This is a genomic window from Streptomyces sp. Ag109_O5-1 (assembly GCF_003814875.1).
Taxonomy (GTDB): Bacteria; Actinomycetota; Actinomycetes; order Streptomycetales; family Streptomycetaceae; genus Streptomyces; species Streptomyces sasae.
Genome location: NZ_RKQF01000001.1, coordinates 5,170,749 through 5,196,867 on the forward strand (window position 1 = coordinate 5,170,749; position 26,119 = coordinate 5,196,867).

Below are 26,119 nucleotides of genomic sequence, written 5' to 3' on the forward strand. Positions count from 1 at the left end.
CGGCCGGTGCGCGCAGCCGGCCGTTCACCCGGGTGGACTGGTCCCTCCCCGTAGCGCATAGTCGACGTACGCCGAAGGGCGGTCACCCCCACGGGGTGACCGCCCTTCAGTTCAAGCTGCCCGCTTACTGGTTGTACGGACCGTAGTCGTAGTCCTCCAGCGGAACGGCCTGGCCGGAGCCCGTGCCGAACGGCGAGTAGTCGATGTCGTCGTAGCCGACGGCCGAGTACATCGCGGCCTTCGCCTCCTCGGTCGGCTCGACCCGGATGTTGCGGTAGCGGGACAGACCCGTACCGGCCGGGATGAGCTTACCGATGATGACGTTCTCCTTGAGGCCGATGAGCGAGTCGGACTTGGCGTTGATCGCCGCGTCGGTGAGGACTCGCGTCGTCTCCTGGAAGGACGCCGCCGACAGCCAGGACTCCGTGGCCAGCGAGGCCTTGGTGATACCCATGAGCTGCGGACGACCGGAGGCCGGGTGACCGCCCTCCTGGACCACACGACGGTTCTCGTGCTCGAACTTCGAGCGCTCGACCAGCTCGCCGGGCAGCAGCTCGGCGTCGCCGGACTCGATGATCGTCACACGGCGCAGCATCTGCCGGATGATGATCTCGATGTGCTTGTCGTGGATCGACACACCCTGCGAGTTGTACACCTTCTGGACCTCGCCGACCAGGTGGACCTGGACGGCACGCTGGCCCAGAATGCGCAGCACGTCGTGCGGGTTGGTGGCACCCACGGTGAGCTTCTGGCCCACCGAGACGTGCTCGCCCTCGCTGACCAGGAGCCGGGCGCGCTTCGAGATCGGGAACGCCGTCTCGTCGCTGCCGTCGTCCGGTGTGATGACGATCTTCTTGGTCTTCTCGGTCTCCTCGATGCGGACACGGCCGTCCGCCTCGGAGATCGGGGCGACACCCTTCGGGGTGCGGGCCTCGAAGAGCTCGACGACACGCGGCAGACCCTGGGTGATGTCGTCACCGGCCACACCACCGGTGTGGAAGGTACGCATCGTCAGCTGGGTACCGGGCTCACCGATGGACTGGGCGGCGATGATGCCGACCGCCTCACCGATGTCGACCAGCTTGCCGGTGGCCAGCGAGCGGCCGTAGCACATGGCGCAGGTGCCGACGGCGGACTCACAGGTCAGGACCGAGCGGGTCTTGACCTCGGAGACGCCACGGGCGACCAGCTCGTCGATGAGGACGTCACCGAGGTCGGTGTTGGCCGGGGCCAGCACCACGCCGTCGACGACGATGTCCTCGGCCAGCGCACGGGCGTACACGCTGGTCTCGACGTTCTCGGCCTTGCGCAGCACGCCGTCCGCGCCGACCTCCGCGATGTGCAGCTTGAGGCCGCGCTCGGTGCCGCAGTCCTCCTCGCGGATGATGACGTCCTGCGAGACGTCCACCAGACGACGGGTCAGGTAACCCGAGTCGGCGGTACGCAGGGCGGTGTCGGCCAGACCCTTACGGGCACCGTGCGTGGAGATGAAGTACTCCAGCACGGACAGGCCCTCACGGAAGGACGCCTTGATCGGACGCGGGATGGTCTCGTTCTTCGCGTTCGACACCAGACCACGCATACCGGCGATCTGACGCATCTGCATCATGTTTCCTCGGGCACCCGAGTCAACCATCATGAAGATGGGGTTCGTCTTGGGGAAGTTCGCGTTCATCGCCTCGGCGACCTCGTTGGTCGCCTTGGTCCAGATCGCGATGAGCTCCTGAGTGCGCTCTTCCTTGGTGATCAGACCGCGCTCGTACTGCTTCTGGACCTTCTCGTCCTGCGCCTCGTAGCCCGCGACGATGGCCTTCTTCGCCTCGGGGACGACGACGTCGGAGATGGCCACGGTGACACCGGAGCGGGTGCCCCAGTAGAAGCCGGCCGCCTTCAGGTTGTCGAGCGTCGCCGCCACGATGACCTTGGGGTAGCGCTCCGCCAGGTCGTTGACGATCTCGCCGAGCTGCTTCTTGCCCACCGAGTAGTCGACGAACGGGTAGTCCTCGGGCAGCAGCTCGTTGAAGAGCGCGCGGCCCAGGGTGGTGCGCAGCCGGAAGGTGTCACCGGTCTGGTACTCCGGCTCGCCCTCCTCGACGGCCGGCGGGGTCCAGCCGCGCGGCGGGATGGTGCCCACCGGGAAGCGGATGTCGACCGCGGACTGCAGCGCGAGCTCGCCGGCGTCGAACGCCATGGTCGCCTCGGCCGTGGAGCCGAACGCCCGGCCCTCGCCCTTGGTGTCACGGAGTTCGCCGTCGGTGGTGAGGAAGAACAGACCGAGGACCATGTCCTGGGTCGGCATCGTCACCGGACGGCCGTCGGCGGGCTTGAGGATGTTGTTCGAGGACAGCATCAGGATGCGGGCCTCGGCCTGCGCCTCCGCGGACAGCGGCAGGTGCACGGCCATCTGGTCACCGTCGAAGTCCGCGTTGAACGCGGTGCAGACGAGCGGGTGGATCTGGATGGCCTTGCCCTCGACCAGCTGCGGCTCGAAGGCCTGGATGCCGAGGCGGTGCAGGGTGGGCGCACGGTTCAGCAGCACCGGGTGCTCGGCGATGACCTCTTCGAGGACGTCGTACACGACGGTGCGGCCGCGCTCCACCATGCGCTTGGCGCTCTTGATGTTCTGCGCGTGGTTGAGGTCCACGAGCCGCTTCATCACGAACGGCTTGAAGAGCTCCAGCGCCATCGCCTTGGGCAGACCGCACTGGTGCAGCTTGAGCTGCGGACCGACGACGATCACGGAACGCGCGGAGTAGTCCACACGCTTGCCGAGCAGGTTCTGACGGAATCGACCCTGCTTACCCTTCAGCATGTCGCTGAGGGACTTCAGCGGACGGTTACCGGGACCGGTGACCGGGCGACCACGACGACCGTTGTCGAACAGGGCGTCGACGGCCTCCTGGAGCATGCGCTTCTCGTTGTTCACGATGATCTCGGGCGCACCGAGGTCGAGAAGGCGCTTCAGGCGGTTGTTGCGGTTGATCACACGGCGGTACAGGTCGTTCAGGTCGGAGGTCGCGAAGCGGCCACCGTCCAGCTGCACCATCGGGCGGAGGTCCGGCGGGATGACCGGCACGCAGTCAAGGACCATGCCCTTGGGGCTGTTGCTGGTCTGCAGGAACGCGGAGACGACCTTCAGGCGCTTGAGCGCACGGGTCTTCTTCTGGCCCTTGCCGGTGCGGATGATCTCGCGGAGCTTCTCGGCCTCCTCGTCGAGGTCGAAGGACTCCAGGCGCTTCTGCAGCGCCGCGGCGCCCATCGAGCCGTCGAAGTAGGTGCCGAAACGGTCACGCAGCTCGCGGTAGAGGAGCTCGTCGCCCTCCAGGTCCTGGACCTTGAGGTTCTTGAAGCGGGTCCAGACCTCGTCGAGGCGGTCGATCTCGCGCTGGGAACGGTCGCGCAGCTGCTTCATCTCGCGCTCGGCGCCTTCGCGCACCTTGCGGCGCACGTCGGCCTTGGCGCCCTCGGCCTCCAGCTCGGCCAGGTCGCCTTCCAGCTTCTTGGCGCGGGCCTCCAGGTCGGCGTCCCGGCGGTTCTCGACCTGCTGGCGCTCCACGGAGACATGCGCCTCCAGGGAGGGCAGGTCACGGGTGCGGCGCTCCTCGTCGACGTACGTGATCATGTACGCCGCGAAGTAGATGACCTTCTCGAGGTCCTTGGGAGCCAGGTCGAGCAGGTAGCCCAGCCGGCTCGGGACACCCTTGAAGTACCAGATGTGCGTGACGGGCGCGGCCAGCTCGATGTGGCCCATCCGCTCACGGCGCACCTTGGCGCGGGTCACCTCGACGCCGCAGCGCTCACAGATGATGCCCTTGAAGCGGACGCGCTTGTACTTGCCGCAGTAGCACTCCCAGTCCCGGGTGGGGCCGAAGATCTTCTCGCAGAAGAGCCCGTCCTTTTCCGGCTTGAGGGTGCGGTAGTTGATCGTCTCGGGCTTCTTGACCTCGCCGTGGCTCCACTGACGGATGTCGTCCGCGGTGGCCAGGCCGATCCGGAGCTCGTCGAAGAAGTTGACGTCGAGCACTATGCGTCAATCCCTCTCAGGGTTGTAAGTCTGTGGTCTGAAACGGGGGCCTGGGGGTCGGCGGGGCCCTGATCGCTCAGGGCCCGCCGGACTCCCGTCAGACCTCTTCGACGCTGCTCGGCTCGCGCCGGGACAGGTCGATGCCGAGCTCCTCCGCAGCGCGGAAGACGTCCTCGTCGGTGTCACGCATCTCGATGGACATACCGTCGCTGGACAGCACCTCCACGTTCAGGCAGAGCGACTGCATCTCCTTGATGAGGACCTTGAAGGACTCGGGGATGCCGGGCTCGGGGATGTTCTCGCCCTTGACGATGGCCTCGTAGACCTTCACGCGGCCGGTGACGTCGTCGGACTTGATGGTGAGCAGCTCCTGGAGCGCGTAGGCGGCGCCGTAGGCCTCGAGGGCCCACACCTCCATCTCGCCGAAGCGCTGGCCACCGAACTGCGCCTTACCACCCAGCGGCTGCTGGGTGATCATCGAGTACGGGCCGGTCGAACGGGCGTGCAGCTTGTCGTCGACCAGGTGGTGCAGCTTGAGGATGTACATGTAGCCGACCGAGATCGGGTCCGGGAACGGCTCACCGCTACGGCCGTCGAACAGCCGCGCCTTGCCGGTCGGGAGCACCATGCGCTCGCCGTCGCGGTTCGGGATGGTGTGCTGGAGCAGACCCGCGAGCTCGTCCTCGCGCGCACCGTCGAAGACGGGGGTCGCGACGTTCGTGCCCGGGTCGACCTGGTCGGCGCCGATCGCCTGGAGGCGCTGCGCCCACTCCTCGCCGAGGCCGGAGACGTCCCAGCCGCGGCTGGCGAGCCAGCCGAGGTGGATCTCCAGGACCTGTCCCGGGTTCATTCGGGACGGCACACCGAGCGGGTTGAGGATGATGTCGACCGGAGTTCCGTCCTCGAGGAACGGCATGTCCTCGATGGGCAGGATCTTCGAGATGACACCCTTGTTGCCGTGCCGGCCGGCGAGCTTGTCACCGTCGGTGATCTTGCGCTTCTGCGCGACGTAGACGCGCACCAGCTGGTTCACACCCGGGGGAAGCTCGTCGCCCTCCTCGCGGTCGAAGACGCGCACGCCGATGATCTTGCCGATCTCGCCGTGCGGCACCTTCAGCGAGGTGTCACGGACCTCACGGGCCTTCTCACCGAAGATCGCGCGCAGCAGGCGCTCCTCGGGCGTCAGCTCGGTCTCACCCTTCGGGGTGACCTTGCCGACGAGGATGTCACCGGCGACGACCTCGGCACCGATCCGGATGATGCCGCGCTCGTCGAGGTCGGCGAGGACCTCCTCGGAGACGTTCGGGATGTCCCGGGTGATCTCCTCGGGGCCGAGCTTGGTGTCACGGGCGTCGACCTCGTGCTCCTCGATGTGGATCGAGGAGAGGACGTCGTCCTGCACGAGGCGCTGCGACAGGATGATCGCGTCCTCGTAGTTGTGACCCTCCCACGGCATGAACGCCACGAGCAGGTTCTTGCCGAGGGCCATCTCGCCGTTCTGGGTGGCCGGACCGTCGGCCAGCACCTGGCCGGTGATGATGCGGTCGCCCTCGTCGACGATGACCTTCTGGTTGACCGAGGTGCCCTGGTTGGACCGGGAGAACTTGGCCAGGCGGTACGTGATGTACGTGCCGTCGTCGTTGGCGGTGGTGATGTAGTCCGCGGAGACCTCCTGGACCACACCGTCCTTCTCGGCCTTGACCACGTCGCCGGCGTCGACGGCGGAGCGGTACTCCATGCCGGTGCCGACGAGCGGGGCCTCGCTCTTGATCAGCGGCACGGCCTGACGCATCATGTTCGCGCCCATGAGGGCACGGTTGGCGTCGTCGTGCTCGAGGAACGGGATCATGGCGGTCGCGACCGACACCATCTGGCGCGGCGAGACGTCCATGTAGTCCACGTCGTCACCGGCGACGTAGTCGACCTCGCCGCCACGGCGGCGGACCAGCACGCGGGCCTCGGAGAAGCGCATGTCGTCGTTGAGGCCGGCGTTGGCCTGCGCGATGACGAAGCGGTCCTCCTCGTCTGCGGTCAGGTAGTCCACCTCGTCGGTGACCTGGCCGTCGACGACCTTGCGGTACGGGGTCTCGACGAAACCGAACGCGTTGACGCGACCGTAGGAGGCGAGCGAGCCGATCAGACCGATGTTCGGGCCTTCGGGGGTCTCGATCGGGCACATGCGGCCGTAGTGCGACGGGTGCACGTCACGGACCTCGAAGCCGGCCCGCTCACGGGAGAGACCACCCGGGCCAAGAGCCGACAGACGGCGCTTGTGGGTGAGACCCGACAGCGGGTTGTTCTGGTCCATGAACTGGGACAGCTGGCTGGTGCCGAAGAACTCCTTGATGGAGGCGACGACCGGCCGGATGTTGATCAGGGTCTGCGGCGTGATCGCCTCGACGTCCTGGGTCGTCATGCGCTCCCGGACGACGCGCTCCATACGGGCCAGGCCGGTACGGACCTGGTTCTGGATGAGCTCGCCGACGCTGCGCAGACGACGGTTGCCGAAGTGGTCGATGTCGTCGGTCTCGACGACGATGGTCGTACCGCTGTCACCGACCGTCTCGGTCTCGCCGGCGTGCAGCTTCACCAGGTACTTGATCGTCGAGATGACGTCCTCGACGGTCAGGACGCCCGCGTCCAGCGGAGCCTCCGCACCCAGCTTCTTGTTGACCTTGTAGCGGCCGACCTTGGCGAGGTCGTAACGCTTCGGGTTGAAGTACAGGTTCTCCAGCAGCGTCTGCGCGGCCTCACGCGTGGGGGGCTCGCCCGGACGCAGCTTGCGGTAGATGTCAAGCAGCGCGTCGTCCTGGCCCTGGGTGTGGTCCTTCTCCAGGGTGGCGCGCATGGACTCGTACTCGCCGAACTCCTCGAGGATCTGCTCGGTGGTCCAGCCGAGCGCCTTCAGGAGGACGGTCACGGACTGCTTGCGCTTGCGGTCGATACGGACGCCGACCATGTCGCGCTTGTCGATCTCCATCTCCAGCCAGGCACCCCGGGACGGGATGATCTTGGCGGAGAAGATGTCCTTGTCGGACGTCTTGTCGATGGAGGAGTCGAAGTAGACACCGGGCGAGCGGACCAGCTGCGACACCACGACACGCTCGGTGCCGTTGATGACGAAGGTGCCCTTGTGCGTCATGAGCGGGAAGTCGCCCATGAAGACCGTCTGGGACTTGATCTCGCCGGTCTCGTTGTTGGTGAACTCGGCCGTGACGAAGAGCGGGGCGGCGTACGTGAAGTCGCGCTCCTTGCACTCGTCGATGCTGTTCTTCGGCGGCTCGAAGCGGTGGTCGCGGAACGTCAGCGACATCGACCCGGAGAAGTCCTCGATCGGGGAGATCTCCTCGAAGATCTCCTCCAGACCGGACTTGGTGGGGACGTCCTGACCTGACTCCAGAGCCTCCTCGACCCGACTCTGCCAGGCGGTGTTGCCGAGCAGCCAGTCGAAGCTCTCGGTCTGCAGCGCGAGCAGGTTGGGAACCTCGAGAGGCTCCTTGATCTTTGCAAAGGAGATGCGCAGCGGGGCGGTGCTGGCGCCGTTGTTCATATTCGCGTTCGAGGCAGTGCGCGAGGCGGCCAAGAGGGGGTCCTTCCGAGGGCTCGGACTCACTACGCGCTCCCCGGTCCCTTCCCGGGACACAGAGACAGAAACCCCAGTTCAGAGGAGGTTCGGTCGTCGGCGTTCGGGTGAGGGCAGACCCCTGGTGACGGGCAGGGGAAGGCTAACAGGCAGCGCAAAGGGTCAGTGTAGCCACTTGGCACACTGATGTCCAGTCTCCATTTTCTGAGACCCTCTTCATCGTCAACGCCTGCGTCATGCCTGCCCTCAACGCACGTTGATACTGCCCTCTTCGTCGCCGATCCATGCCTCGGATTCGGACCGTTCTGGCGACGCGTCCTGAGAATTGCGCGCTGCGTGCGGTTCGTCAAGGCCCCCCTGCGCAAACCCGGTGCGCCAGGGACACGACGAAGATCACCATACCCCCCGCCGTCACGGGTGCAAGGCAACCGTGGTCGGCCTCCCGGGAACGCCGAAGAGCGACCACCCGGATGGATGATCGCTCTTCGCGGTCTGCGCGTTACAGCCCCCGAGGGGGTGTTTCAGCACACAGAGGTCTGTACGACCTCCGAGGTGTTACTTGACCTCGACGGAGGCGCCGGCGCCCTTGAGGGACTCGGCGGCCTTCTCGGCGGCGTCCTTGGCGACCTTCTCGAGGACGGGCTTCGGGGCGCCGTCCACGAGGTCCTTGGCCTCCTTCAGGCCGAGCGAGGTCAGCTCACGCACGACCTTGATGACCTGGATCTTCTTGTCGCCGGCGCCGGTGAGGATGACGTCGAACTCGTCCTTCTCCTCGACGGCCTCGGCGGGGGCGGCCGGGCCGGCCGGGCCCGCGACGGCAACCGCGGCGGCGGCGGTGACGTCGAACTTCTCCTCGAACGCCTTCACGAACTCGGAGAGCTGGATCAGGGTCATCGTCTCGAACTCGGCGAGCAGTTCGTCCTGGGTGAGAGCCACGATGGCTTTCCTTCCACTAATTCGGCTGGTGCCGTATGTACATGTCTGGCGGGCGTACGTTCGGCCCGCTACGACCGTTGCCTTCGGCGGGCTGCCTCAGGCGGCGGTCATTTCGCGAGCCGAGTTACTCGGCACCGCCCTGCTCGTCCTGCTTGGCGCGAAGCGCGTCCACGGTGCGGACGAGCTTCGACGGGAGCGCCTGGAAGAGCTGAGCAGCCTGCGTCTGCTTGCCCTTCAGGGCGCCCGCCAGCTTGGCGAGCAGAACCTCGCGGGACTCGAGGTCCGCAAGCTTCTTGATCTCGTCGGCGGACAGCGCCTTGCCGTCAAGGACACCGCCCTTGATGACGAGGTTCGGGTTGTCCTTGGCGAAGTCACGAAGACCCTTCGCCGACGTCACCGGGTCACCGGTGATGAAGGCAACCGCCGTCGGACCGTTGAACAGGTCGTCGAGCGTCGAGATCCCGGCCTCGTTGGCCGCGATCTTGGTCAGCGTGTTCTTCACCACGGCGTACTGGGCGTCTTCACCGAGCGAACGACGCAGCGTCTTGAGCTGCGCCACGGTGAGACCCCGGTACTCGGTCAGCACGGCGGCGTTCGAGCTACGGAACTGCTCCGTCAGCTCGGCTACCGCGGCAGCCTTGTCGGGCCTTGCCATAGAGCGTCGGCCTCCTTCCGGGTGATGAGGACCGCTCAGAAGGGGCTGGGAAAACGAAACGCCCCGGCACAGGTGCACGGGGCGTAGCTCGACCGGGGGGCACACGCGGGGCGTGTGTTCCAGGAGCACTTCCACAGTCACCTGCGCGGGTCGTCCGCGGTTCAGCGGATCCTTCGGCCACCGCACGCTCTTGCGAGCAAGCGGCAACGACCAGCGGTCTTTGGCTTCTCGAGGAGAGTACGGGACCGGTGCACTGTCAAGCAAATCGGCTCGGTACGACCGCTCTCACGAGGTCAGCCCGCCGCACCCTGCTTCTTCAGCAGCGTCCCGAAGTCCTGGGTGTCGCCGGCCGGGGGCCGCTCCGCGCTGACCTTCACACCGTAGTCGCTGTAGTACGCGGTCTGGTTCATCGCGCCGTTCGCGGTGTCGGCCTTCTCGGTCTTCTTGACCAGCAGGTTCTTGCCGTCGACCCAGATGTCGACGGTCTCCTTGCTGACGCCCGCCTGGCTGAGCTGCTTCTGCAGTGTGCTGTCGCCGACCAGGTCGGAGACGTGCACCGTGCCCGAGTAGTGGGTGGTGGGCTCGCCGGAGACCTTCTCCTCGCCGACCCTGCGCACGTCCTCGGAGGCCAGCAGCAGCCGTACCGACTGGTTGGGGGTGGTGTTGCGCATCAGGTCCGTCATCATCGCGCCGGAGCCGCCGCCGAGGGTGTCGAGGTAGTCGTACGGGTACTTGATCCAGTGCTTGCCGCCCAGTTGCCGGGCGAAGGCGGGGCCGACCCTGGCGTAGTAGGCGTCCCGGAGGTAGCGGGTCTCCAGGGACGTGGAGTCGAGCCGGCGCATCAGGTCGGCGGTGCTGCCGCCGGTATAGGTGATGGTGAGCGTGCCGGTGAGGCCGTGCCTCCAGCCGAGGGCGCCCTCGGCCTTCGTGGACATCAGGGAGCCCAGAGTGGTGATGGAGCGGACCCGGGCCGACCGGGCCCCGTGGGTGGACCGCTCGGCGGAGCGCAGGGCGGCCAGGGAGCGGCTCTGGTGAGGGGTCTTCCCGGCGTCCGAGGCTGCCGGGGCGGTGCAGGCGGCCACTCCTGTCAGCGAGGTCGCCGCCGCGATCGCCAGGGCCACCCGGCGCACACCCCTGCTCGTCATCCCGCCCCACCCCCATACGAGTCCCGAATCTCCGACGCTAACCCAGGCCACCGGCACCGCGCGGGAAGTCCGGGGAGGGCGGGGCGATGACGTACGTCGCACGAGAGCGGGGCGGCGTCGCAGCGAGAGCGGGGCGGCGTCGTACGGGGCGGGCCTGCGGCGTACGGGGGCGGGAAACGGGACGGGCCCCGCAATCCTCTCGGATTGCGGGGCCCGTCCTGCTGGCTGACGCGTCCCTGACGCGGCTACCGGACCGAGCGCGGGGCTCAGACGGCGGCCGGGTCCTCCTCGGTGAGGAGGTTGCGGGTGCGGTTCGGGTCGACCGGGATGCCGGGGCCCATGGTGGTGCTGACCGCGGCCTTCTTGATGTAGCGACCCTTGGCGGCGGACGGCTTCAGACGGAGGATCTCCTCCAGCGCGGCGCCGTAGTTCTCCACCAGCTTGTCGTCCTCGAAGGACGTCTTGCCGATGATGAAGTGCAGGTTCGAGTGCTTGTCGACGCGGAACTCGATCTTGCCGCCCTTGATCTCGGTCACAGCCTTGGCGGTGTCCGGGGTGACGGTGCCGGTCTTCGGGTTCGGCATCAGACCACGGGGGCCGAGGACGCGGCCGAGGCGGCCGACCTTGCCCATGAGGTCCGGGGTGGCGACGACGGCGTCGAAGTCCAGACGGCCCTTCGCCACCTCGTCGATCAGCTCGTCGGCGCCGACGATGTCGGCGCCCGCGGCACGCGCGGCCTCGGCACGGTCACCGGTCGCGAAGACCAGGACCCGGGCGGTCTTACCGGTGCCGTGCGGGAGGTTCACGGTGCCACGGACCATCTGGTCGGCCTTGCGCGGGTCGACACCCAGGCGGAAGGCGACCTCGACGGTGCCGTCGAACTTGGTCGTGGAGGTCTCCTTGGCGAGACGGACGGCCTCGAGCGGGGCGTACAGCTTCTCCCGGTCGACCTTGGCGTCCGCAGCGCGGAGAGCCTTGCTGCGCTTGCTCACAACTGCTCCTGTGTGTTCTTGAAAGGAGTCGTGGTGTACGGGCCGAGCAGGCCCTACCACGGTGGTTCTACGAAAGTGGGGGTCAGCCCTCGACCGTGATGCCCATGGAGCGGGCGGTGCCGGCGATGATCTTCGCCGCGGCGTCCAGGTCGTTGGCGTTCAGGTCGGGGAGCTTCGTCGTGGCGATCTCGCGGACCTGCGCCTCGGTGATCTTGGCGACCTTGGTCTTGTGCGGCTCGCCGGAGCCCTTCTCGACACCAGCGGCCTTGAGGATCATCTTCGCGGCCGGCGGGGTCTTGGTGACGAAGGTGAAGGAGCGGTCCTCGTAGACCGTGATCTCCACCGGGATGACCCAGCCACGCTGCGACTCGGTCGCGGCGTTGTAGGCCTTGCAGAACTCCATGATGTTGACGCCGTGCTGACCGAGCGCGGGGCCGACCGGCGGGGCCGGGTTCGCCGCACCGGCGTTGATCTGGAGCTTGATGAGCCCCGTGACCTTCTTCTTCTTGGGAGGCATAGCTCTCCGGGTCCTTTCCATCGGGTCCTGCCCGCGTCAGGTTTCTCTCCTGGATGCAGGCATACCGCACAACGATAACGGGTATGGATGCGCGGCCAAAAACCGAGCAGGTCAGGCGCTCGCCTGACCTGCTCGGAAGCGGTACGTCCAGAAGGAACTAGTTCTTCTGGATCTGGTCGAACGACAGCTCCACCGGCGTCTCACGACCGAAGATCTCCACCAGACCCTTGACCTTCTTGGAGTCCGGGTTGATCTCGTTGATCGTGGCCTGGAGCGTGGCGAACGGACCGTCCGTGACGGTGACCGAGTCGCCCACCTCGAAGTCCAGGACCTGGACCTCGACCTTGCGCTGCGGCGCGGGCTTGCCCTCGGCCTCCGCCGCCTCGCGCGCCGCCTTCTCCTCGGCCTCGGGCGCGAGCATCTTGACGATCTCGTCGAGGGTCAGCGGATACGGGTCGTACGCGTTGCCGACGAAGCCGGTGACGCCGGGCGTGTTGCGGACGACACCCCACGACTCGTTCGTCAGGTCCATGCGGACGAGCACATAACCGGGCAGCTTGTTCTGCTTGATGGTCTTGCGGTCGCCGTTCTTGATCTGGACGACCTCCTCCTGCGGCACCTCGGCCTGGAAGATGTAGTCCTCGACGTTCAGCGAGACGGCGCGCTGCTCCAGGTTGGTCTTCACGCGGTTCTCGTAGCCGGCGTAGGTGTGGATCACGTACCACTCGCCGGGGAGCAGGCGCAGCTCCTCGCGCAGGGCCTGGACGGGGTCGACCGGCTCGGCGGGCTCTTCTTCTGCGGCCTCGTCCTCGAGGGCTTCTTCCTCGACGACCTCGTCCTCGTCGGCCTCTTCCGCTTCTTCGTTCTCGTCCTCGACGTGGACCGCGGTCTCCTCGGCCGGCTCCCCCAGTTCGGCCTCGGCAGCCTCGAACTCGTCCTGCTCGTCCGCGCCCTCGACGATGTCCAGCTCGTCTGCGACGGCCTCTTCGGGCTCGACGGCGTCGTTCAGGTTCGGGTCAGACACGATGGCTGCTTCTTCCTGGATACAGAGGGGTGGAACATGCGAAAACGGGCGCCGCTACCACGGCGCCCTTCGCTCTGTGCTCAGCCGAAGACGTACTTGGCGGCGTGGTTGAGTCCATAGTCAATCACGGTCACCAGGGCGATCATGATGGTGACGAAGAAGATCACCACGGTGGTGTACGACGTCAGCTGGTTGCGAGTCGGCCAGACGACCTTGCGGAGTTCCGCGATGATCTGGCGGTAGAAGGTACCGAGGCGCTTCAGCGGGCCCTTCTTGGCACGCTTGCCGCCCTTCCGGGCCTTCTTCTGGGACTCGGGCACCTCGTCGGCGTCAGGCGTGTCGATGGAGCCCACGGCGTCCGTCATTCATCCTCACCTGATCCCGGGTCATGGCCGTGCCGCGCCCGGTTCCTGAGCCGCACGGCGGTGCAATGCTTGTATGTACGTACATGCGCACACATCCTGGCGGTGTGTGTAGCAGGGCCGGAGGGACTTGAACCCCCAACCGCCGGTTTTGGAGACCGGTGCTCTACCAATTGAGCTACGACCCTTTGTGTGTCCCCCAACGTACCGCATCCGGCCGGGTGCTCGGTGTGCACCCGCTCAGGCACGGCTGTCGGTGGCCAACGAGGTGAGAGTGTACGTGGTCCGCGGCGCCGCGTCGAACAGAAAGTGGCAGTCCGGGGCGGCCGTACGGAAGATCGTCCTGGCCGGGGGCCGGATCCGCACGCTTGTTCATGGTTCGGCCCGTAGTTGTTCAGTCTGTGAAACCGGCGTGCCGGGCAGGTTTCCGGTCTGGAACGATGGGCCCCATGAGCGCTGCAACCCCTCCCACCGAGCGCCGGGTCTCCGCCCGAGTCGGCGCGATCTCCGAGTCCGCCACCCTCGCCGTCGACGCCAAGGCCAAGGCCCTGAAGGCCGCCGGGCGCCCGGTGATCGGCTTCGGCGCCGGTGAGCCCGACTTCCCGACTCCGGACTACATCGTCGAGGCCGCCATCGAGGCCTGCAAGAACCCGAAGTACCACCGCTACACCCCGGCCGGCGGTCTGCCCGAGCTGAAGGCCGCGATCGCCGCGAAGACGCTGCGCGACTCCGGCTACGAGGTCGACGCCTCCCAGGTCCTCGTCACCAACGGCGGCAAGCAGGCCATCTACGAGGCCTTCGCCGCGATCCTCGACCCGGGCGACGAGGTCATCGTGCCCGCCCCGTACTGGACGACGTACCCGGAGTCGATCCGCCTCGCCGGCGGTGTCCCGGTCGAGGTCGTCGCCGACGAGACCACCGGCTACCGCGTCTCCGTCGAGCAGCTGGAGGCCGCGCGCACCGAGAAGACGAAGGTCGTGCTCTTCGTCTCCCCGTCCAACCCGACCGGCGCGGTCTACAGCGAGGCCGACACCGAGGCGATCGGCCGCTGGGCTGTCGAGCACGGTCTGTGGGTCCTCACGGACGAGATCTACGAGCACCTGGTCTACGGCGACGCGAAGTTCACCTCGCTGCCGGCGATCCTGCCCGAGCTGCGCGACAAGTGCATCGTCGTCAACGGTGTCGCCAAGACGTACGCCATGACCGGCTGGCGGGTGGGCTGGGCCATCGGCCCCAAGGACGTCATCAAGGCGGCCACCAACCTCCAGTCGCACGCCACGTCCAACGTCTCCAACGTGGCGCAGGTCGCCGCCCTGGCCGCCGTCTCCGGCGACCTGTCCGCCGTGGCGAAGATGCGCGAGGCCTTCGACCGGCGCCGCCAGACGATCGTCCGGATGCTCAACGAGATCGACGGCGTCCTCTGCCCGGAGCCCGAGGGCGCCTTCTACGCCTACCCGTCGGTCAAGGCGCTGCTCGGCAAGGAGATCCGCGGCAAGCGCCCGGCCTCCTCGGTGGAGCTGGCCGAGCTGATCCTGGAGGAGGCCGAGGTCGCGGTCGTACCCGGCGAGGCCTTCGGCACGCCCGGCTACCTGCGCCTTTCGTACGCGCTCGGCGACGAGGACCTCGTCGAGGGCGTGAGCCGGCTGCAGAAGCTGCTGGCCGAGGCCACGGACTGACGTCTTCCTTCCTGACGTCTTCGGCGTTTTCGCGCTCCACGCGCGCGTGCGGGCCGTCTCCCTCCGGGGAGGCGGCCCGTTCGCGTACCTGCTCACCAGTGCGAGCAAGGCCACTAAAGGGGAATCCGCTACCGGTACGACAGGTACGTGCGGCAGGATCCTGGAATGGAGCACGTACGTGATGTCTCTGAGCTGCCGAAGGCTCATCTGCATCTGCACTTCACCGGTTCGATGCGGCCGGGAACCGTTCTGGAACTGGCCGACAAGTACGGCGTACGCCTCCCCGAGGCGCTGACCGACGCGCTGACCAGCGGGGAGCCGCCGAGACTGCGGGCCACCGACGAACGCGGCTGGTTCCGCTTCCAGCGGCTGTACGACGCGGCGCGCTCCTGCCTGAGAGAGCCGGAGGACATCCAGCGGCTGGTGCGGGAGGCCGCCGAGGAGGACGTCAGGGACGGCTCGGCGTGGCTGGAGATCCAGGTGGATCCGACGTCGTACGCCCCGCGCCTCGGGGGTCTGATCCCGGCTCTTGAGATCATCCTGGACGCGGTGGAGACGACGTCCCGGGAGACCGGCCTCGGTATGCGCGTCCTGGTGGCCGCGAACCGTATGAAGCACCCCCTGGACGCGCGTACGCTCGCGCGGCTGGCCGTCCGGTACGCGGACCGGGGCGTGGTCGGCTTCGGGCTGTCGAACGACGAGCGGCGGGGCATGGCCCGGGACTTCGACCGGGCGTTCCACATCGCGCGCGAGGGCGGTCTGCTGGCGGCTCCGCACGGCGGTGAGCTGACGGGTCCGGCGTCGGTGCGGGACTGTCTGGACGATCTGCACGCCTCGCGGATCGGGCACGGGGTGCGGGCGGCGGAGGATCCAAGGCTGCTCAAGCGGCTGGCGGACCGGGGCATCACCTGCGAGGTGTGTCCGGCGTCCAATGTGGCCCTGGGCGTCTACGAGAAGCCCGAGGACGTCCCGCTGCGCACGCTCTTCGAGGCGGGCGTCCCGATGGCCCTGGGCGCCGACGACCCGCTTCTGTTCGGTTCCCGGCTGGCCGCCCAGTACGACATCGCGCGCGTGCACCACGGTTTCACCGACGCCGAACTGGCGGAGCTGGCCCGGCAGTCGGTACGGGGTTCCGCGGCCCCTGAGGACATGAAGGCGAAGCTCCTGGCGGGCGTCGACGACTGGCTCACCGCCCCGGCGTCCTGACGGGTCTTCTTGGTTCGTCGAAGTCGTCACGATCGTCAGAGTCGTCAGGGTCTTCGGAAGTGGGCGTACGGCGGGTACGCCTTGAAGCAGACCAGCACCTCGACGGGATGCCCGCCGCCCGGCGGCTGCCGCAGCCCCCACAGCCCCGACACGAGTGCCGGGTGTCCCTCGGTCACGCCCTTCTGGCGCGGCCCCCAGCCGGCCGCGTAGGCGAGGGACATGGCGGCCTCGGCGAAGACGTACCGGTCGCCGAAGAGGAAGAGCGTGCCGGCGTGGGTGGTGTGCCGCAGGTCGGCCCGGCGGTCGGCGTGTCCCTGCCGGGCGCGCCAGGTGGCCGCGTCCCGCGCGGTGCGCGCCTCGTCGGTGCGGACGGTGAGCGGGGTGCCCTGCCGCAGCCGGTGGCGCAGCTCGGGCCACCGAGCGGCGCGCAGCCCGAACGCGTGGTGGACCAGGACGAGGTCGACGAGGGGGCCCTGCCCCTCGTCCGGCGGCACTGCCTCCCGCAGCGGCACATGGACGATCGTGTGCGGTGAGTGCGCGGCGAAGGAGAGCAGTCCGGCGAGCCGGTTGAGCCCGTCGTGGTCGCCCGTGAGCGTGCCGACCGGCGCGGGTGCGCGCAGTGAGGTGTGGCGCAGCGGCTGCCAGGGCTGGACTGTCCGGTGTTCGCGGGGGCCGGTGCGGGGCCGGAATTCGCGCAGTCTCAACCGCATGCGGGATGCCTCATGGCATCAGGGTCACGGCTGGGCGGGGTCCTCGGCAACGGAGATTCCGCCCAGCAGGGTGCGGGCGAGCCGGGCGGCGAACTCGTCCACCGGCGGGCGGGCGCCGGTCACGGTGGCCTCGTAGGCGAAGACGCGCTGGACGCAGGCGCCGAGCAGCAGGGTGGCGGCCGCGGTGGTGTCGGCGTCGGGCCGGATCCGGCCGATCGCCTTCTCGGCGCACAGGTAGGCGTCGAGGGCCCGCATCGGCACATGCGGTCCCGCGCCGATGGTGCGCAGTCTGTCGTCGAGCTTCCGCTTGAGCTGCTGTTCGGCGTACAGGGACGCGGCGATCGGGAAGCTCTCCTCGTAGAACAGGGCGGCCTGACGGGCGATCCGGGTCAGGTTGTCCTCCAGGGTGCCCCGGCCGGGTTCGACGGTGAGCTCGCCGAGCAGGGGGAGGAGGCGCGGCAGCCGCTCGGTGAGCACGTGCACGAACAGCTCTTCCTTGCTGGGGAAGTACTTGTAGAGGGCCGCCTCGGAGCAGCCGGCCGCCCGGGCGATCTCCTTGGTGGTGGCGCGGGCGAGCCCCACGGTGAGCATCAGCTCGTGAGCGGCGTCGAGGATGCGGACACGGGCCGGTTTCTGCTGCATGACGCCCAAGGATCACATGCCCTTTCCAGCGGGTGCGACGGATGTCCCGAAGAGGCTTGACGGGTGGGTGAGTACTTACCCACTCTAGAGACCGACAGCAGGTGAGTGAATACTCACCCACCACCTGACGCTTGAGTACTCGGGAGCAGTCATGAATCTCACCGTCTTCGGCGCGACCGGCGGGATCGGCCGGGAGATCGTCCGCCAGGCGCTGGCGTCCGGCCATCGGGTCACCGCGGTCGTGCGCGACCCGGCCCGGCTGACCGTGACGGGCCCCGGCCTGGAGGTCGTCCGCGCGGACCTCACCGACCCCGAGGTGGTCCGCCCGGCGGTCACGGGCCGGGACGCGGTCCTGTCCGGACTGGGCCCGCGCGGCCGCAAGGACGCCGGCGTCGCCGCCCGCCTGACCCGTACGGTGCTGGCCGCCATGCAGGCGGAGGGCGTACGTCGGCTCGTGGTGGTCAGCGCGGCACCGGTGGGCCCGGAACCGGACGACGGCCTGCTGGACCACTCCGTACGCGCCCTCGTCGGCAGCATCCTGAAGCCGGTCTACGACGACCTGCGCGAGATGGAGGCGGAGTTGTCCCGCAGCGGCACCAACTGGACGTCGGTGCGCCCGCCCCGCCTCCAGGACAAGCCCCTCACCGGCACCTACCGCACGGTGATCGGCGGTTTCCCGCCGAAGGGCCGCTTCATCGCACGGGCGGACGTGGCCCACGCGATGCTGGCGATGACCGCGGACGAGGGGACGGTGAAGCAGGGGGTGGGGGTGGCGTACTGAACCTCTGGCCCTCTAGAGGCTGACGCCGACGGTCACCGGCTCGTTGACGAGAGTCACACCGAACGCGTCCCGGACCCCGGTGACGACCTCGCGCGCCAGCTCCAGCAGATCCTCCGTCGTGGCCCCTCCCCGGTTGGTCAGCGCCAGCGTGTGCTTCGTGGAGATCCGGGCCGCCCCGCTGCCGTACCCCTTGGTGAACCCGGCCTTGTCGATCAGCCAGGCCGCCGAGGTCTTGGTACGTCCCTTCCCCGCGGGGTAGGCGGGCGGCTCGGCGCCGTCGCCCAGCCGCTTGCGCACGCGCGCGTGGAAGTCGGCGAACTGTTCGTCGGTGAGGATCGGGTTGGTGAAGAAGGAGCCCGCCGACCAGGTGTCGTGGTCCTCGGGGTCCAGCACCATCCCCTTCCCCGCGCGGAGCTTGAGCACGGTCTTGCGCGCGTCGGCGAGCGGAACCCGGTCCCCCGGCTCCGCTCCGAGCGCCCGCGCGGCCTCGGCGTACCGCACCGGTGCCGACAGCCCGCCCGCGTCCTCCAGTTCGAAACGCACGCGCAGGACGACGTACCGCTCGGGGTCGCTCTTGAACCTGCTGTGCCGGTACGAGAACGCGCACTCCTCGTTGGAGAGCGTCACCGTCTCGCCGGCCCGCCGGTCGTAGGCGACCACCTCGGTGATGGTCGAGGAGACCTCCTGGCCGTACGCCCCCACGTTCTGGATGGGCGTGGCGCCCGCGGAGCCCGGGATCCCGGCGAGGCATTCGACGCCGGCCAGCCCGGCCTCGACGGTGCGGGCGACCGCGTCGGTCCAGACCTCGCCGGCCGCCAGCTCAAGCGTCGTGCCGCGCAGTTCGAAGCCGGTGGTGGCGATGCGCAGGGCGGTGCCGTCGAAGCCCTTGTCACCGATGACCAGGTTCGAGCCGCCGCCGATGACCAGCAGCGGGGTCCCGCTGTCGTCGGCCTCGCGGACGGCGGCGATCACCTCGGTATCGGTGGCCGCGGTGACCAGCCGGGTGGCGGGGCCGCCGAGCCGGAAGGTGGTGAGAGGGGCGAGGGGGGCGTCGTGGAGTTCCTGCACGCGCCCAAGACTACGAGACGCCACCGGCAGGCCCACCGCCACGAGCCGCACGCGCGCGTGGGGCCCCGTCCACTCGGAAACGGGGCCCCACGCGCGCGTGCCGTCAGATGCGCCGTCAGGCGCCTTCGGCTGCCGTCAGCCGCCTTCAACTGCCGACGGCCGCCGGCTCCGCGGCGGGCTCCCTCTCGGCGACGATCCTCGCGGCACGGCGTCGGCCGGGGATCAGCAGCGCGGAGATCCCGGCGAGGGCGACCACGGCGGCTCCGGTGACGAGGGCGGGCCGCAGCCCGTCCACGAAGCTCTGGGCGCTCTCGTAGCTGCCCTGTGCGGAGAAGATGGACGACATGACCGCGACGCCGAGCGCGCCGCCGACCTCGCGCAACGCGTTGTTGGCGCCGGAGGCGATGCCCTGTTCCTGTGGGCGAACGGCGGACATCACCAGGTTGGCGGCCGGGGCGAAGTAGAGGGCCATGCCGATACCGCTGATGATCAGGCCGGGCAGCTGGGCGCCGTAGGAGGCGTCCGCGGTGACGACCGAGGCGAGGTAGCCGAGCCCGGCGGCCTGGAGGAAGAGCCCGGCCGCGACGACCGGGCGGCCGCCGATCCGGTCGGAGAGGATGCCGGCAATCGGCGCGACGATCATCGGCATGCCCGTCCAGGGCAGCATCCTGAGGCCGGCCTCGGTGGGCGAGTAGCCGAGCACGCCCTGCATGTACTGGCTGAGCAGGAAGATCGAGCCGAACATGCCGAGGAACATCAGCAGGCTGGCGGCGTTGATCCCGGAGAAGGCGCGGGAGCGGAAGAGCCGCATGGGCAGCATGGGGTTCTTGGCGCGGCTGCCGTGCAGCACGAAGCCGGCGAGCAGGGCGGCGCCCGCGAACAGGCCGGTCAGTACGAGGGAGCTGCTCCAGCCGTCGGCCGGGCCGCGTACCAGGCCGTAGACGATCCCGAAGAGACCACCGCTGGCGAGCAGGGTGCCGGGTATGTCGAGCGGAGCGCCGGTGCCGTACGACTCGGCGAGACGGAGGCGGGCGAGCGGCAGCAGGGCGACGCCGAGCGGAACGTTCAGCCAGAAGATCCAATGCCAGGACACGTGTTCGGTGAGGCTGCCGCCGATGAGCGGCCCGGAGGCGACCGCGAGTCCGTTGACGGCGCCCCAGATCCCGTACGCCATCCCGCGCTTGGCCTCCGGCACGGCTGCCGTCAGCAAGGTGAGCGTCAACGGCATCATGACGGCCGCACCGACCCCCTGGACCGCACGGGCGGCGATCAGTGAGTCGATGCCGGGTGCCATGGCCGCGGCGGCGGAGGCGCCGGTGAAGATCGTGAGTCCGGCGAGAAAGAGCCGGCGGCGGCCGAAGCGGTCACCGAGGGCGGCGCCGAACATCAGCAGGACGGCGAAGGTGAGCGTGTAGGCGCTCACGGTCCATTCGAGGTCGTCGAGCGCTCCGCCGAGGTCCCTGCGGATGGAGGGCAGGGCGGTGGTGACGACGAGGTTGTCGAGGGCCGCCATGAATCCGGCGACGCTGGTGATGACGAGCGCCCATCCGGCGCCCCCGCGAGGTGCGGTCCGGCGTGTGGCCTGTTGTGCGGTCTCTTGTGACATCGCTCCCCCAGGGCATGACCTGCGAAGGTTGATTAGTTATTGATCACTAATTTTCTGGCCCATGAAAAAACCCGGACCTGGAACGGCGAACCGCCCCTCACTCATCGCTGCACTTGTCCAGCCGCCCGGTGGTCCCGGCGTCCGGGTACATCCCCTGCCAGACCCGGTGCTCGGGCGGAAACCCCATGGCCGCATAGGTGTTGATAAGCATCCCCTTGGCCAGGAACGTCGTGGTGCGGTCGACGTCGCCCCCAGAGCACAGATGGACGATGTCCCAGAGCCGCGACCAGCCGGCCCGCACGAGCTCACCGAACTCGTGCTCACCCTCCGCCTCCGCGGCCGCGACGGTGATGTACGTCTGCATCTGCATCTGGAGCCGCTCCGGCCGCTCCTGGATCATTTGCACATACGCGTCGCCCATGGCGTGCAGCGCTTCCTGACCCTCCAGCCCCTCGGCCGCCTTCTCGAAGACCTCGCGCATCTCGTCGATGCAGCGCCGCGAGGCGGCGGCGAAGATCGCCTTCTTGCCCGGGAAGAGCCGGAAGAGATACGGCTGCGAGACTCCGACCCGCTTGGCGATCGCCTCGGTGGAGGTGCCGTAGTAGCCCCTCTGCGAGAACTCGGCGATCGCCGCGCGGATGACACTCTCGCGCCGCTCTTCAGCGCTCATCCTGACCATGTGACGAAGTTAGTACTCAATCACTAACTAAGTCAAGGGGTGCCTGACGGTCCCTCGGCGGGGGCAGTCCGGACGGGACGGCTTCTCGACGGGGGCAGCTCGGGCGGGACGGTCCCTCGGCGGGGACAGCCCAGGCGGGACGACACCCCAACAGGAACACCCCGGAGGTAACAGTCCGTCACCGGGAACGACCTCTCGCCGGGAACGGCCCCCCGCCTGCGACCGTTTCACTGGCAAGGGGCCACAACACGTAAAGGGCGCCCCGCAATGGAGAACGCCCCTTACCGCAGGCATCACCGGCACCACGGGCGCATCGGCACCGCAGGCTCGCCGGCGCTCAGCCCAGTCGTACGACCGCGCGTGACATGCCCAGCACCTTCTGGCCGTCGCTCGTCGCCGTCAGGTCGACGCGCACGGTGTTGTCGTCGAGCTTGGCCGCGACCTTGCCGCTGACCTCGATCAGGGCGCCCTGGTCGTCGTTCGGGACGACGACGGGCTTGGTGAAGCGGACGCCGTACTCGACGACCGCGCCCGGGTCGCCGGTCCAGTCGGTGACCACGCGGATCGCCTCGGCCATGGTGAACATGCCGTGCGCGATGACGTCCGGCAGGCCCACCTCCTTGGCGAACTTCTCGTTCCAGTGGATCGGATTGAAGTCGCCGGAGGCGCCCGCGTACCGCACGAGCGTGGCACGGGTCACGGAGAAGGTCTGCACCGGCAGTTCGGTGCCGACCTCGACGTCCTCGTATGTGATCTTCGACGTCATCGGATCCTCACGCCCCCTCTTCCACGTCCGCCGCGCGGGCCACCAGCTTGGTCAGGGCGCTCACCACGAGCTCGCCCGCCTCGTCGTGGACATCGCCTCGGATGTCGATGATGTCGTTGCCCGCGAGGGACTTGATGGCCTCGATGGTCGAGGTGACACTCAGCCGGTCGCCGGCACGCACCGGGCGCCGGTAGGCGAACTTCTGGTCGCCGTGCACCACCCGGCTGTAGTCCAGGCCGAGCTGCGGGTCCTCGACGACCTGTCCGGCCGCGCGGAAAGTGATCGAGAAAACAAAGGTCGGCGGAGCGATCACATCGGAATGGCCGAGCGCTTTGGCGGCCTCCGGGTCCGTGTACACCGGGTTGGCGTCGCCCACCGCCTCGGCGAACTCACGGATCTTCTCCCGGCCCACCTCGTAGGGCTCGGTGGGTGGGTAGGTCCGTCCCACGAAGGACTGGTCGAGCGCCATTGGCCCGGCACCTCCTGATGTCTGCTGTGATGCCCCACAAACTAGCGGGAAAGCCGTCCCCCGAAACGCCGTGAGGCCGCCCCCGGACGGGGACGGCCTCACGGACGAGCCTGTTTCTTATCGCGTTTCGCGGTGCGCGGTGTGCGCGTTGCAACGCGGGCAGTGCTTCTTCATCTCAAGACGGTCCGGGTTGTTACGCCGGTTCTTCTTGGTGATGTAGTTCCGCTCCTTGCACTCCACGCAGGCCAGCGTGATCTTCGGGCGGACGTCGGTGGCAGCCACGTGAGTGCTCCTAAGACGAACGGATGGACTGATTCAACGCACAACAGAGTAGCCGATCGAAGGACCGACCCCGCAATCGGCTACTGTCAGTAGCGGTGACCGGACTTGAACCGGTGACACAGCGATTATGAGCCGCTTGCTCTACCGACTGAGCTACACCGCTTTGATGAGATCAGTCCCGCCTTGCGACGGGACCTCTCACACCAGAGCCCCAATACGGAATCGAACCGTAGACCTTCTCCTTACCATGGAGACGCTCTGCCGACTGAGCTATTGGGGCGAGCGATGAAGACATTACACGCTCGGCCGCCGTTCACCCAAATCCGTTTCCCGCCGCCCTTCCCGCCCCCTTCCGCGCGGCTCACGACAGCCTCTCGGACCCCTTCCGCAGCTCCCCACGCGCGCGTGCCGACCCCCTCCCATCAGGTCCGACGGCGCCGGTACGACTATTGCGCTCCTCCCCGCCCCATGCGGCTCGCCGTCCTAGGCTCGACTCACTCTGCGTGATCTTGAGTCCAACGCCTGGACCGACCTTCCTGGAGCGCGATGCCCGACAGCCAGCCGCAGCCGCCCTCGTCGTCGTCCAACCCTTCGGGTTCCTCGGGGCAGTCGGACCCGGCCGCGCTCCTGCTGTGCGGGGCACGCCTCACCGACGGCCGGACGGTGGACGTGAGGCTGGGCGGCGGGCGCATCGAGGCGGTCGGTACGGCAGGCAGCCTGGCGCCGGATCCGGCCCGCGCGGACGGCACACGCGTGGATCTGAGCGGCTACCTCCTCCTCCCCGCCCCTGCCGAACCGCACGCCCATGGCGACACCGCGCTCTCCGCCGATCGCGGCGGCCCCGTCTCGTACGCCCCCGAGGATGTCCAGCGCCGCGCCACCGAGGCGGCCCTGCTGCAACTCGGGCACGGCGCGACGGCGGTGCGCGCGCACGTGCGCGTGGGCGACGTCCAGGGCCTGGGCGCCCTGGCCGCCGTCCTCCAGGCGCGCCGCTCGCTGCGCGGGCTCGCGGAACTCACGGCGGTCGCTATGCCACGCGTGCTGACGGGACGTGCCGGCGCCGACGGGCTGGCGATACTGCGCGACGCGGCGAAGATGGGGGCGTCCGTGGTGGGCGGCTGTCCCGACCTGGATCCGGATCCCACGGGCTACGTGGAGGCGGTCCTGGAGGTGGCCTCCGAGCACGGCTGCCCGGTCGACCTGCACACGGACGCCGTCGACCCGGCCCGGCTGGCCAGACTCGCGGTGATGGCAGGGGGCATGCGCCCCGGCGTGACGCTCGGCCCGTGCGCCGGGCTTGCGCGGCTGCCCGCCGAGGCGGCCGCCCGGGTCGCGGACCAGCTCGCCGCGGCCGGCGTCACCGTGGTGTGCCTGCCGCAGGGCGGCTGCGGCTCCGTCGACCGCCGCGGGACCGCTCCGGTACGACTGCTGCGGGCGGCCGGGGTGCGGGTCGCCGCCGGCAGCGGCGCCCTGCGCGACCTGTCGAACCCCGTGGGCCGCGGCGACCCCCTGGAGGCGGCCTACCTCCTGGCCTCCCGCCACGGCCTGCGCCCCGAGGACGCCTACGACACCGTGAGCGCCGCCTCCCGTGCCGCCCTCGGTCTCCCCCAGGTCCGCGTCGAGGCAGGCTTTCCCGCCGAACTCCTCGCCGTACGCGGCGACCACCTGGCGGGCGCTCTGTCCCTCGCCTACAGCCGGATCGTGGTGCACCGGGGGCGCGTGGTGGCACGCACCAGCGCAGTCCGCGAGTACTGCAACTCGGCTGCGGCGGCGGAACTCGGGCTGCCTCGGCAGGGGCGCGGCGAGTTGTCCTGACGGGAACGCAGGGGGCGTGAACGGGGCTCGGCACCCAGGCAGCCGGTGCGGGGTGCACGCCGGACACTCCTGACTGTCACCTGGGGCGTGTGGGGCGCATGAAGTCGTGCGGCGAATGCGGGGCTTCGGGCGTACGGTCGGAGACATGCGCATTGTCATCGCTGGTGGTCATGGTCAGATCGCGTTGCGGTTGGAGCGACTGCTCTCCGCGCGCGGGGACGAGGTCGCGGGGATCATCCGAAAGGCCGAACAGGGCGACGCTCTGCGGGCGGCCGGTGCCGAACCGGTGCTGCTCGACCTGGAGTCGGCATCGGTCGAGGAGGTCGCGGCGCAGCTGCGGGGGGCGGACGCGGCGGTTTTCGCGGCGGGCGCGGGCCCGGGCAGCGGTACGGCTCGCAAGGAGACGGTGGACAAGGGCGCGGCGGTGCTGTTCGCGGACGCGGCCGTACGCGCGGGCGTACGCCGTTTCGTGGTCGTCTCCTCGATGGGCGCGGATCCGGAGCACCGGGGCGACGACGTCTTCGATGTGTATTTGCGGGCCAAGGGCGCGGCCGACGCGTATGTCACCCGGCAGAGTGCCCTCGACTGGACGATTCTGCGCCCTGGTTCGCTGACGGACGAGGCGGGCACCGGCCTGGTGCGTCTGGAGGCGCACACGGGCCGGGGTCCGGTCACGCGCGACGACGTGGCCGCTGTGCTGGCGGAGTTGGTGGACACCTCGGCGACGGCTGGCCTGACCCTGGAGCTGATCGGCGGGTCGACGCCGGTCACGGTGGCCGTGAAGTCGGTGGCCGGGAACTGAACCCGCCGCCCGGCCGTTGAGGCTTGTACCGGCTGCCGGTCGGAGTTCTCAGAACAGCGGCAGCTGCCCGGGGAAGTCCGGCACGGCGTATCCGTCCAACGACGGCTGGGCCGCCCCGAGTTCGGCCTGTCGCCGCGAGCCGGAGCAGGAGACCAGGTCGATGCTCTCCCGTGCCCCGGGCGGGTCGTGGCGCGCGAAGCGCCCCGCGACGACGGCGATTTCGCGACGGCACACCGGACAGGTTCTACGACGGGTGGACATGTGTTTCAGTGTGCCGCGGGGTCCCGGGGATGGGACACGGGTGCCGGGACCGTAGGTGTCTCGTGGGGCGAGGTACAGCTGATCCGGGTGTCTCCGGCGCCTGCGTCGCAAGCGCCGG

23 protein-coding genes and 3 tRNA genes are annotated in these 26,119 nt (G+C 68.8%); 5 read left to right on the plus strand and 21 right to left on the minus strand.

Translation table 11 applies throughout. The features are described 5' to 3' along the window. Nucleotides 1–124: 124 nt before the first annotated feature. The 10 genes from EDD90_RS23040 to EDD90_RS23090 all read right to left on the minus strand — a co-directional run bounded on the left by EDD90_RS23040 (nucleotide 125) and on the right by EDD90_RS23090 (nucleotide 13,426). Nucleotides 125–4,024 (minus strand): DNA-directed RNA polymerase subunit beta', encoded by a 3,900-nt coding sequence (locus EDD90_RS23040; RefSeq protein ID WP_123974840.1) that lies wholly within the window; start codon nucleotides 4,022–4,024, stop codon nucleotides 125–127. A gap of 97 nt (nucleotides 4,025–4,121) precedes the next feature. After that, a complete protein-coding gene (gene rpoB / locus EDD90_RS23045) occupies nucleotides 4,122–7,607 on the minus strand; it encodes a DNA-directed RNA polymerase subunit beta (protein WP_123974841.1) in 3,486 nt (1,161 codons plus the stop codon). 555 nt (nucleotides 7,608–8,162) lie between these two features. Beyond that, nucleotides 8,163–8,546: a 50S ribosomal protein L7/L12 gene (gene rplL, locus EDD90_RS23055; protein ID WP_123974842.1), complete on the minus strand. Its 384-nt coding sequence runs from the start codon at nucleotides 8,544–8,546 to the stop codon at nucleotides 8,163–8,165. A gap of 121 nt (nucleotides 8,547–8,667) precedes the next feature. Further along, the gene (rplJ, locus tag EDD90_RS23060; RefSeq protein ID WP_123974843.1) at nucleotides 8,668–9,198 is read right to left on the minus strand and encodes a 50S ribosomal protein L10; all 531 of its coding nucleotides are present in this window, start codon (nucleotides 9,196–9,198) and stop codon (nucleotides 8,668–8,670) included. Between the two features lie 293 nt (nucleotides 9,199–9,491). After that, complete coding sequence (locus EDD90_RS23065; RefSeq protein WP_123974844.1) at nucleotides 9,492–10,343, minus strand: hypothetical protein; 852 nt, start codon at nucleotides 10,341–10,343, stop codon at nucleotides 9,492–9,494. A 266-nt stretch (nucleotides 10,344–10,609) separates the two neighbouring features. Further along, complete coding sequence (gene rplA, locus EDD90_RS23070) at nucleotides 10,610–11,335, minus strand: 50S ribosomal protein L1 (protein WP_123974845.1); 726 nt, start codon at nucleotides 11,333–11,335, stop codon at nucleotides 10,610–10,612. 82 nt (nucleotides 11,336–11,417) lie between these two features. Then, nucleotides 11,418–11,852, minus strand: a complete 435-nt coding sequence (rplK, locus tag EDD90_RS23075; RefSeq protein WP_055631380.1) for a 50S ribosomal protein L11 — start codon at nucleotides 11,850–11,852, stop codon at nucleotides 11,418–11,420. A 157-nt stretch (nucleotides 11,853–12,009) separates the two neighbouring features. Continuing rightward, nucleotides 12,010–12,876 (minus strand): transcription termination/antitermination protein NusG, encoded by an 867-nt coding sequence (nusG, locus tag EDD90_RS23080; RefSeq protein ID WP_123974846.1) that lies wholly within the window; start codon nucleotides 12,874–12,876, stop codon nucleotides 12,010–12,012. 80 nt (nucleotides 12,877–12,956) lie between these two features. Continuing rightward, nucleotides 12,957–13,241 (minus strand): preprotein translocase subunit SecE, encoded by a 285-nt coding sequence (gene secE, locus EDD90_RS23085; RefSeq protein WP_123974847.1) that lies wholly within the window; start codon nucleotides 13,239–13,241, stop codon nucleotides 12,957–12,959. 112 nt (nucleotides 13,242–13,353) lie between these two features. Then, a tRNA-Trp gene (locus tag EDD90_RS23090) sits at nucleotides 13,354–13,426 on the minus strand. Nucleotides 13,427–13,687: 261 nt separating this feature from the next. Between EDD90_RS23090 and EDD90_RS23095 the strand changes: the two genes are divergently transcribed. Together EDD90_RS23095 and EDD90_RS23100 are read left to right on the plus strand one after the other, a co-directional pair. Beyond that, complete coding sequence (locus EDD90_RS23095; RefSeq protein ID WP_123974848.1) at nucleotides 13,688–14,914, plus strand: pyridoxal phosphate-dependent aminotransferase; 1,227 nt, start codon at nucleotides 13,688–13,690, stop codon at nucleotides 14,912–14,914. 165 nt (nucleotides 14,915–15,079) lie between these two features. Continuing rightward, a complete protein-coding gene (locus tag EDD90_RS23100) occupies nucleotides 15,080–16,120 on the plus strand; it encodes an adenosine deaminase (protein WP_123974849.1) in 1,041 nt (346 codons plus the stop codon). A 44-nt stretch (nucleotides 16,121–16,164) separates the two neighbouring features. On the opposite strand, the gene EDD90_RS23105 is transcribed toward EDD90_RS23100, so the two are convergent. Then, nucleotides 16,165–16,830: a hypothetical protein gene (locus tag EDD90_RS23105; protein WP_123974850.1), complete on the minus strand. Its 666-nt coding sequence runs from the start codon at nucleotides 16,828–16,830 to the stop codon at nucleotides 16,165–16,167. Nucleotides 16,831–16,854: 24 nt separating this feature from the next. Beyond that, entirely contained in the window at nucleotides 16,855–17,472 is a 618-nt protein-coding gene (locus tag EDD90_RS23110; RefSeq protein WP_123974851.1) for a TetR/AcrR family transcriptional regulator, read from the minus strand. 151 nt (nucleotides 17,473–17,623) lie between these two features. On the opposite strand from EDD90_RS23110, the gene EDD90_RS23115 reads away from it, so the two are divergent. Beyond that, nucleotides 17,624–18,253 carry an NAD(P)-dependent oxidoreductase gene (locus EDD90_RS23115; RefSeq protein WP_123974852.1) on the plus strand — a complete coding sequence of 210 codons (630 nt, stop codon included), beginning with the start codon at nucleotides 17,624–17,626 and terminating at the stop codon, nucleotides 18,251–18,253. Between the two features lie 12 nt (nucleotides 18,254–18,265). Here EDD90_RS23115 and EDD90_RS23120 read toward each other — a convergent pair whose 3' ends face one another. The 8 genes from EDD90_RS23120 to EDD90_RS23155 all read right to left on the minus strand — a co-directional run bounded on the left by EDD90_RS23120 (nucleotide 18,266) and on the right by EDD90_RS23155 (nucleotide 23,403). Next, the gene (locus tag EDD90_RS23120; protein ID WP_123974853.1) at nucleotides 18,266–19,321 is read right to left on the minus strand and encodes a UDP-N-acetylmuramate dehydrogenase; all 1,056 of its coding nucleotides are present in this window, start codon (nucleotides 19,319–19,321) and stop codon (nucleotides 18,266–18,268) included. A gap of 145 nt (nucleotides 19,322–19,466) precedes the next feature. Beyond that, nucleotides 19,467–20,927, minus strand: a complete 1,461-nt coding sequence (locus tag EDD90_RS23125; RefSeq protein ID WP_123974854.1) for a DHA2 family efflux MFS transporter permease subunit — start codon at nucleotides 20,925–20,927, stop codon at nucleotides 19,467–19,469. Between the two features lie 97 nt (nucleotides 20,928–21,024). Beyond that, a complete protein-coding gene (locus EDD90_RS23130; protein WP_123974855.1) occupies nucleotides 21,025–21,606 on the minus strand; it encodes a TetR/AcrR family transcriptional regulator in 582 nt (193 codons plus the stop codon). A gap of 337 nt (nucleotides 21,607–21,943) precedes the next feature. Further along, nucleotides 21,944–22,372 carry a MaoC family dehydratase gene (locus EDD90_RS23135; protein ID WP_123974856.1) on the minus strand — a complete coding sequence of 143 codons (429 nt, stop codon included), beginning with the start codon at nucleotides 22,370–22,372 and terminating at the stop codon, nucleotides 21,944–21,946. A gap of 7 nt (nucleotides 22,373–22,379) precedes the next feature. Beyond that, nucleotides 22,380–22,841 (minus strand): MaoC family dehydratase N-terminal domain-containing protein, encoded by a 462-nt coding sequence (locus EDD90_RS23140; protein ID WP_123974857.1) that lies wholly within the window; start codon nucleotides 22,839–22,841, stop codon nucleotides 22,380–22,382. Between the two features lie 117 nt (nucleotides 22,842–22,958). After that, on the minus strand, nucleotides 22,959–23,123 hold the full coding sequence (rpmG, locus tag EDD90_RS23145) for a 50S ribosomal protein L33 (RefSeq protein WP_003948671.1): 165 nt from the start codon (nucleotides 23,121–23,123) through the stop codon (nucleotides 22,959–22,961). Nucleotides 23,124–23,213: 90 nt separating this feature from the next. Beyond that, a tRNA-Met gene (locus tag EDD90_RS23150) sits at nucleotides 23,214–23,286 on the minus strand. 44 nt (nucleotides 23,287–23,330) lie between these two features. Continuing rightward, nucleotides 23,331–23,403 (minus strand) — tRNA-Thr (locus tag EDD90_RS23155). 266 nt (nucleotides 23,404–23,669) lie between these two features. On the opposite strand from EDD90_RS23155, the gene EDD90_RS23160 reads away from it, so the two are divergent. Both EDD90_RS23160 and EDD90_RS23165 read left to right on the plus strand, forming a co-directional pair. Beyond that, nucleotides 23,670–24,938, plus strand: a complete 1,269-nt coding sequence (locus EDD90_RS23160; RefSeq protein WP_123974858.1) for an amidohydrolase family protein — start codon at nucleotides 23,670–23,672, stop codon at nucleotides 24,936–24,938. A gap of 145 nt (nucleotides 24,939–25,083) precedes the next feature. Continuing rightward, a complete protein-coding gene (locus tag EDD90_RS23165; protein WP_123974859.1) occupies nucleotides 25,084–25,740 on the plus strand; it encodes an SDR family oxidoreductase in 657 nt (218 codons plus the stop codon). A 48-nt stretch (nucleotides 25,741–25,788) separates the two neighbouring features. On the opposite strand, the gene EDD90_RS23170 is transcribed toward EDD90_RS23165, so the two are convergent. Continuing rightward, nucleotides 25,789–26,001 carry a hypothetical protein gene (locus tag EDD90_RS23170; RefSeq protein ID WP_123974860.1) on the minus strand — a complete coding sequence of 71 codons (213 nt, stop codon included), beginning with the start codon at nucleotides 25,999–26,001 and terminating at the stop codon, nucleotides 25,789–25,791. Nucleotides 26,002–26,119: the final 118 nt, after the last annotated feature.

Bases quoted from the DNA above. Each gene is read 5' to 3' on its own strand.
- EDD90_RS23100 (WP_123974849.1), top strand. From the start codon at position 15,080: ATGGAGCACGTACGTGATGTCTCTGAGCTGCCGAAGGCTCATCTGCAT.
- EDD90_RS23125 (WP_123974854.1), bottom strand. From the start codon at position 20,927: ATGTCACAAGAGACCGCACAACAGGCCACACGCCGGACCGCACCTCGC.
- EDD90_RS23165 (WP_123974859.1), top strand. From the start codon at position 25,084: ATGCGCATTGTCATCGCTGGTGGTCATGGTCAGATCGCGTTGCGGTTG.
- EDD90_RS23105 (WP_123974850.1), bottom strand. From the start codon at position 16,830: ATGCGGTTGAGACTGCGCGAATTCCGGCCCCGCACCGGCCCCCGCGAA.
- EDD90_RS23110 (WP_123974851.1), bottom strand. From the start codon at position 17,472: ATGCAGCAGAAACCGGCCCGTGTCCGCATCCTCGACGCCGCTCACGAG.
- EDD90_RS23170 (WP_123974860.1), bottom strand. From the start codon at position 26,001: ATGTCCACCCGTCGTAGAACCTGTCCGGTGTGCCGTCGCGAAATCGCC.
- EDD90_RS23135 (WP_123974856.1), bottom strand. From the start codon at position 22,372: ATGACGTCGAAGATCACATACGAGGACGTCGAGGTCGGCACCGAACTG.
- EDD90_RS23095 (WP_123974848.1), top strand. From the start codon at position 13,688: ATGAGCGCTGCAACCCCTCCCACCGAGCGCCGGGTCTCCGCCCGAGTC.
- EDD90_RS23065 (WP_123974844.1), bottom strand. From the start codon at position 10,343: ATGACGAGCAGGGGTGTGCGCCGGGTGGCCCTGGCGATCGCGGCGGCG.
- EDD90_RS23130 (WP_123974855.1), bottom strand. From the start codon at position 21,606: ATGGTCAGGATGAGCGCTGAAGAGCGGCGCGAGAGTGTCATCCGCGCG.
- EDD90_RS23160 (WP_123974858.1), top strand. From the start codon at position 23,670: ATGCCCGACAGCCAGCCGCAGCCGCCCTCGTCGTCGTCCAACCCTTCG.
- EDD90_RS23140 (WP_123974857.1), bottom strand. From the start codon at position 22,841: ATGGCGCTCGACCAGTCCTTCGTGGGACGGACCTACCCACCCACCGAG.
- EDD90_RS23115 (WP_123974852.1), top strand. From the start codon at position 17,624: ATGAATCTCACCGTCTTCGGCGCGACCGGCGGGATCGGCCGGGAGATC.
- secE (WP_123974847.1), bottom strand. From the start codon at position 13,241: ATGACGGACGCCGTGGGCTCCATCGACACGCCTGACGCCGACGAGGTG.
- rplK (WP_055631380.1), bottom strand. From the start codon at position 11,852: ATGCCTCCCAAGAAGAAGAAGGTCACGGGGCTCATCAAGCTCCAGATC.
- rplJ (WP_123974843.1), bottom strand. From the start codon at position 9,198: ATGGCAAGGCCCGACAAGGCTGCCGCGGTAGCCGAGCTGACGGAGCAG.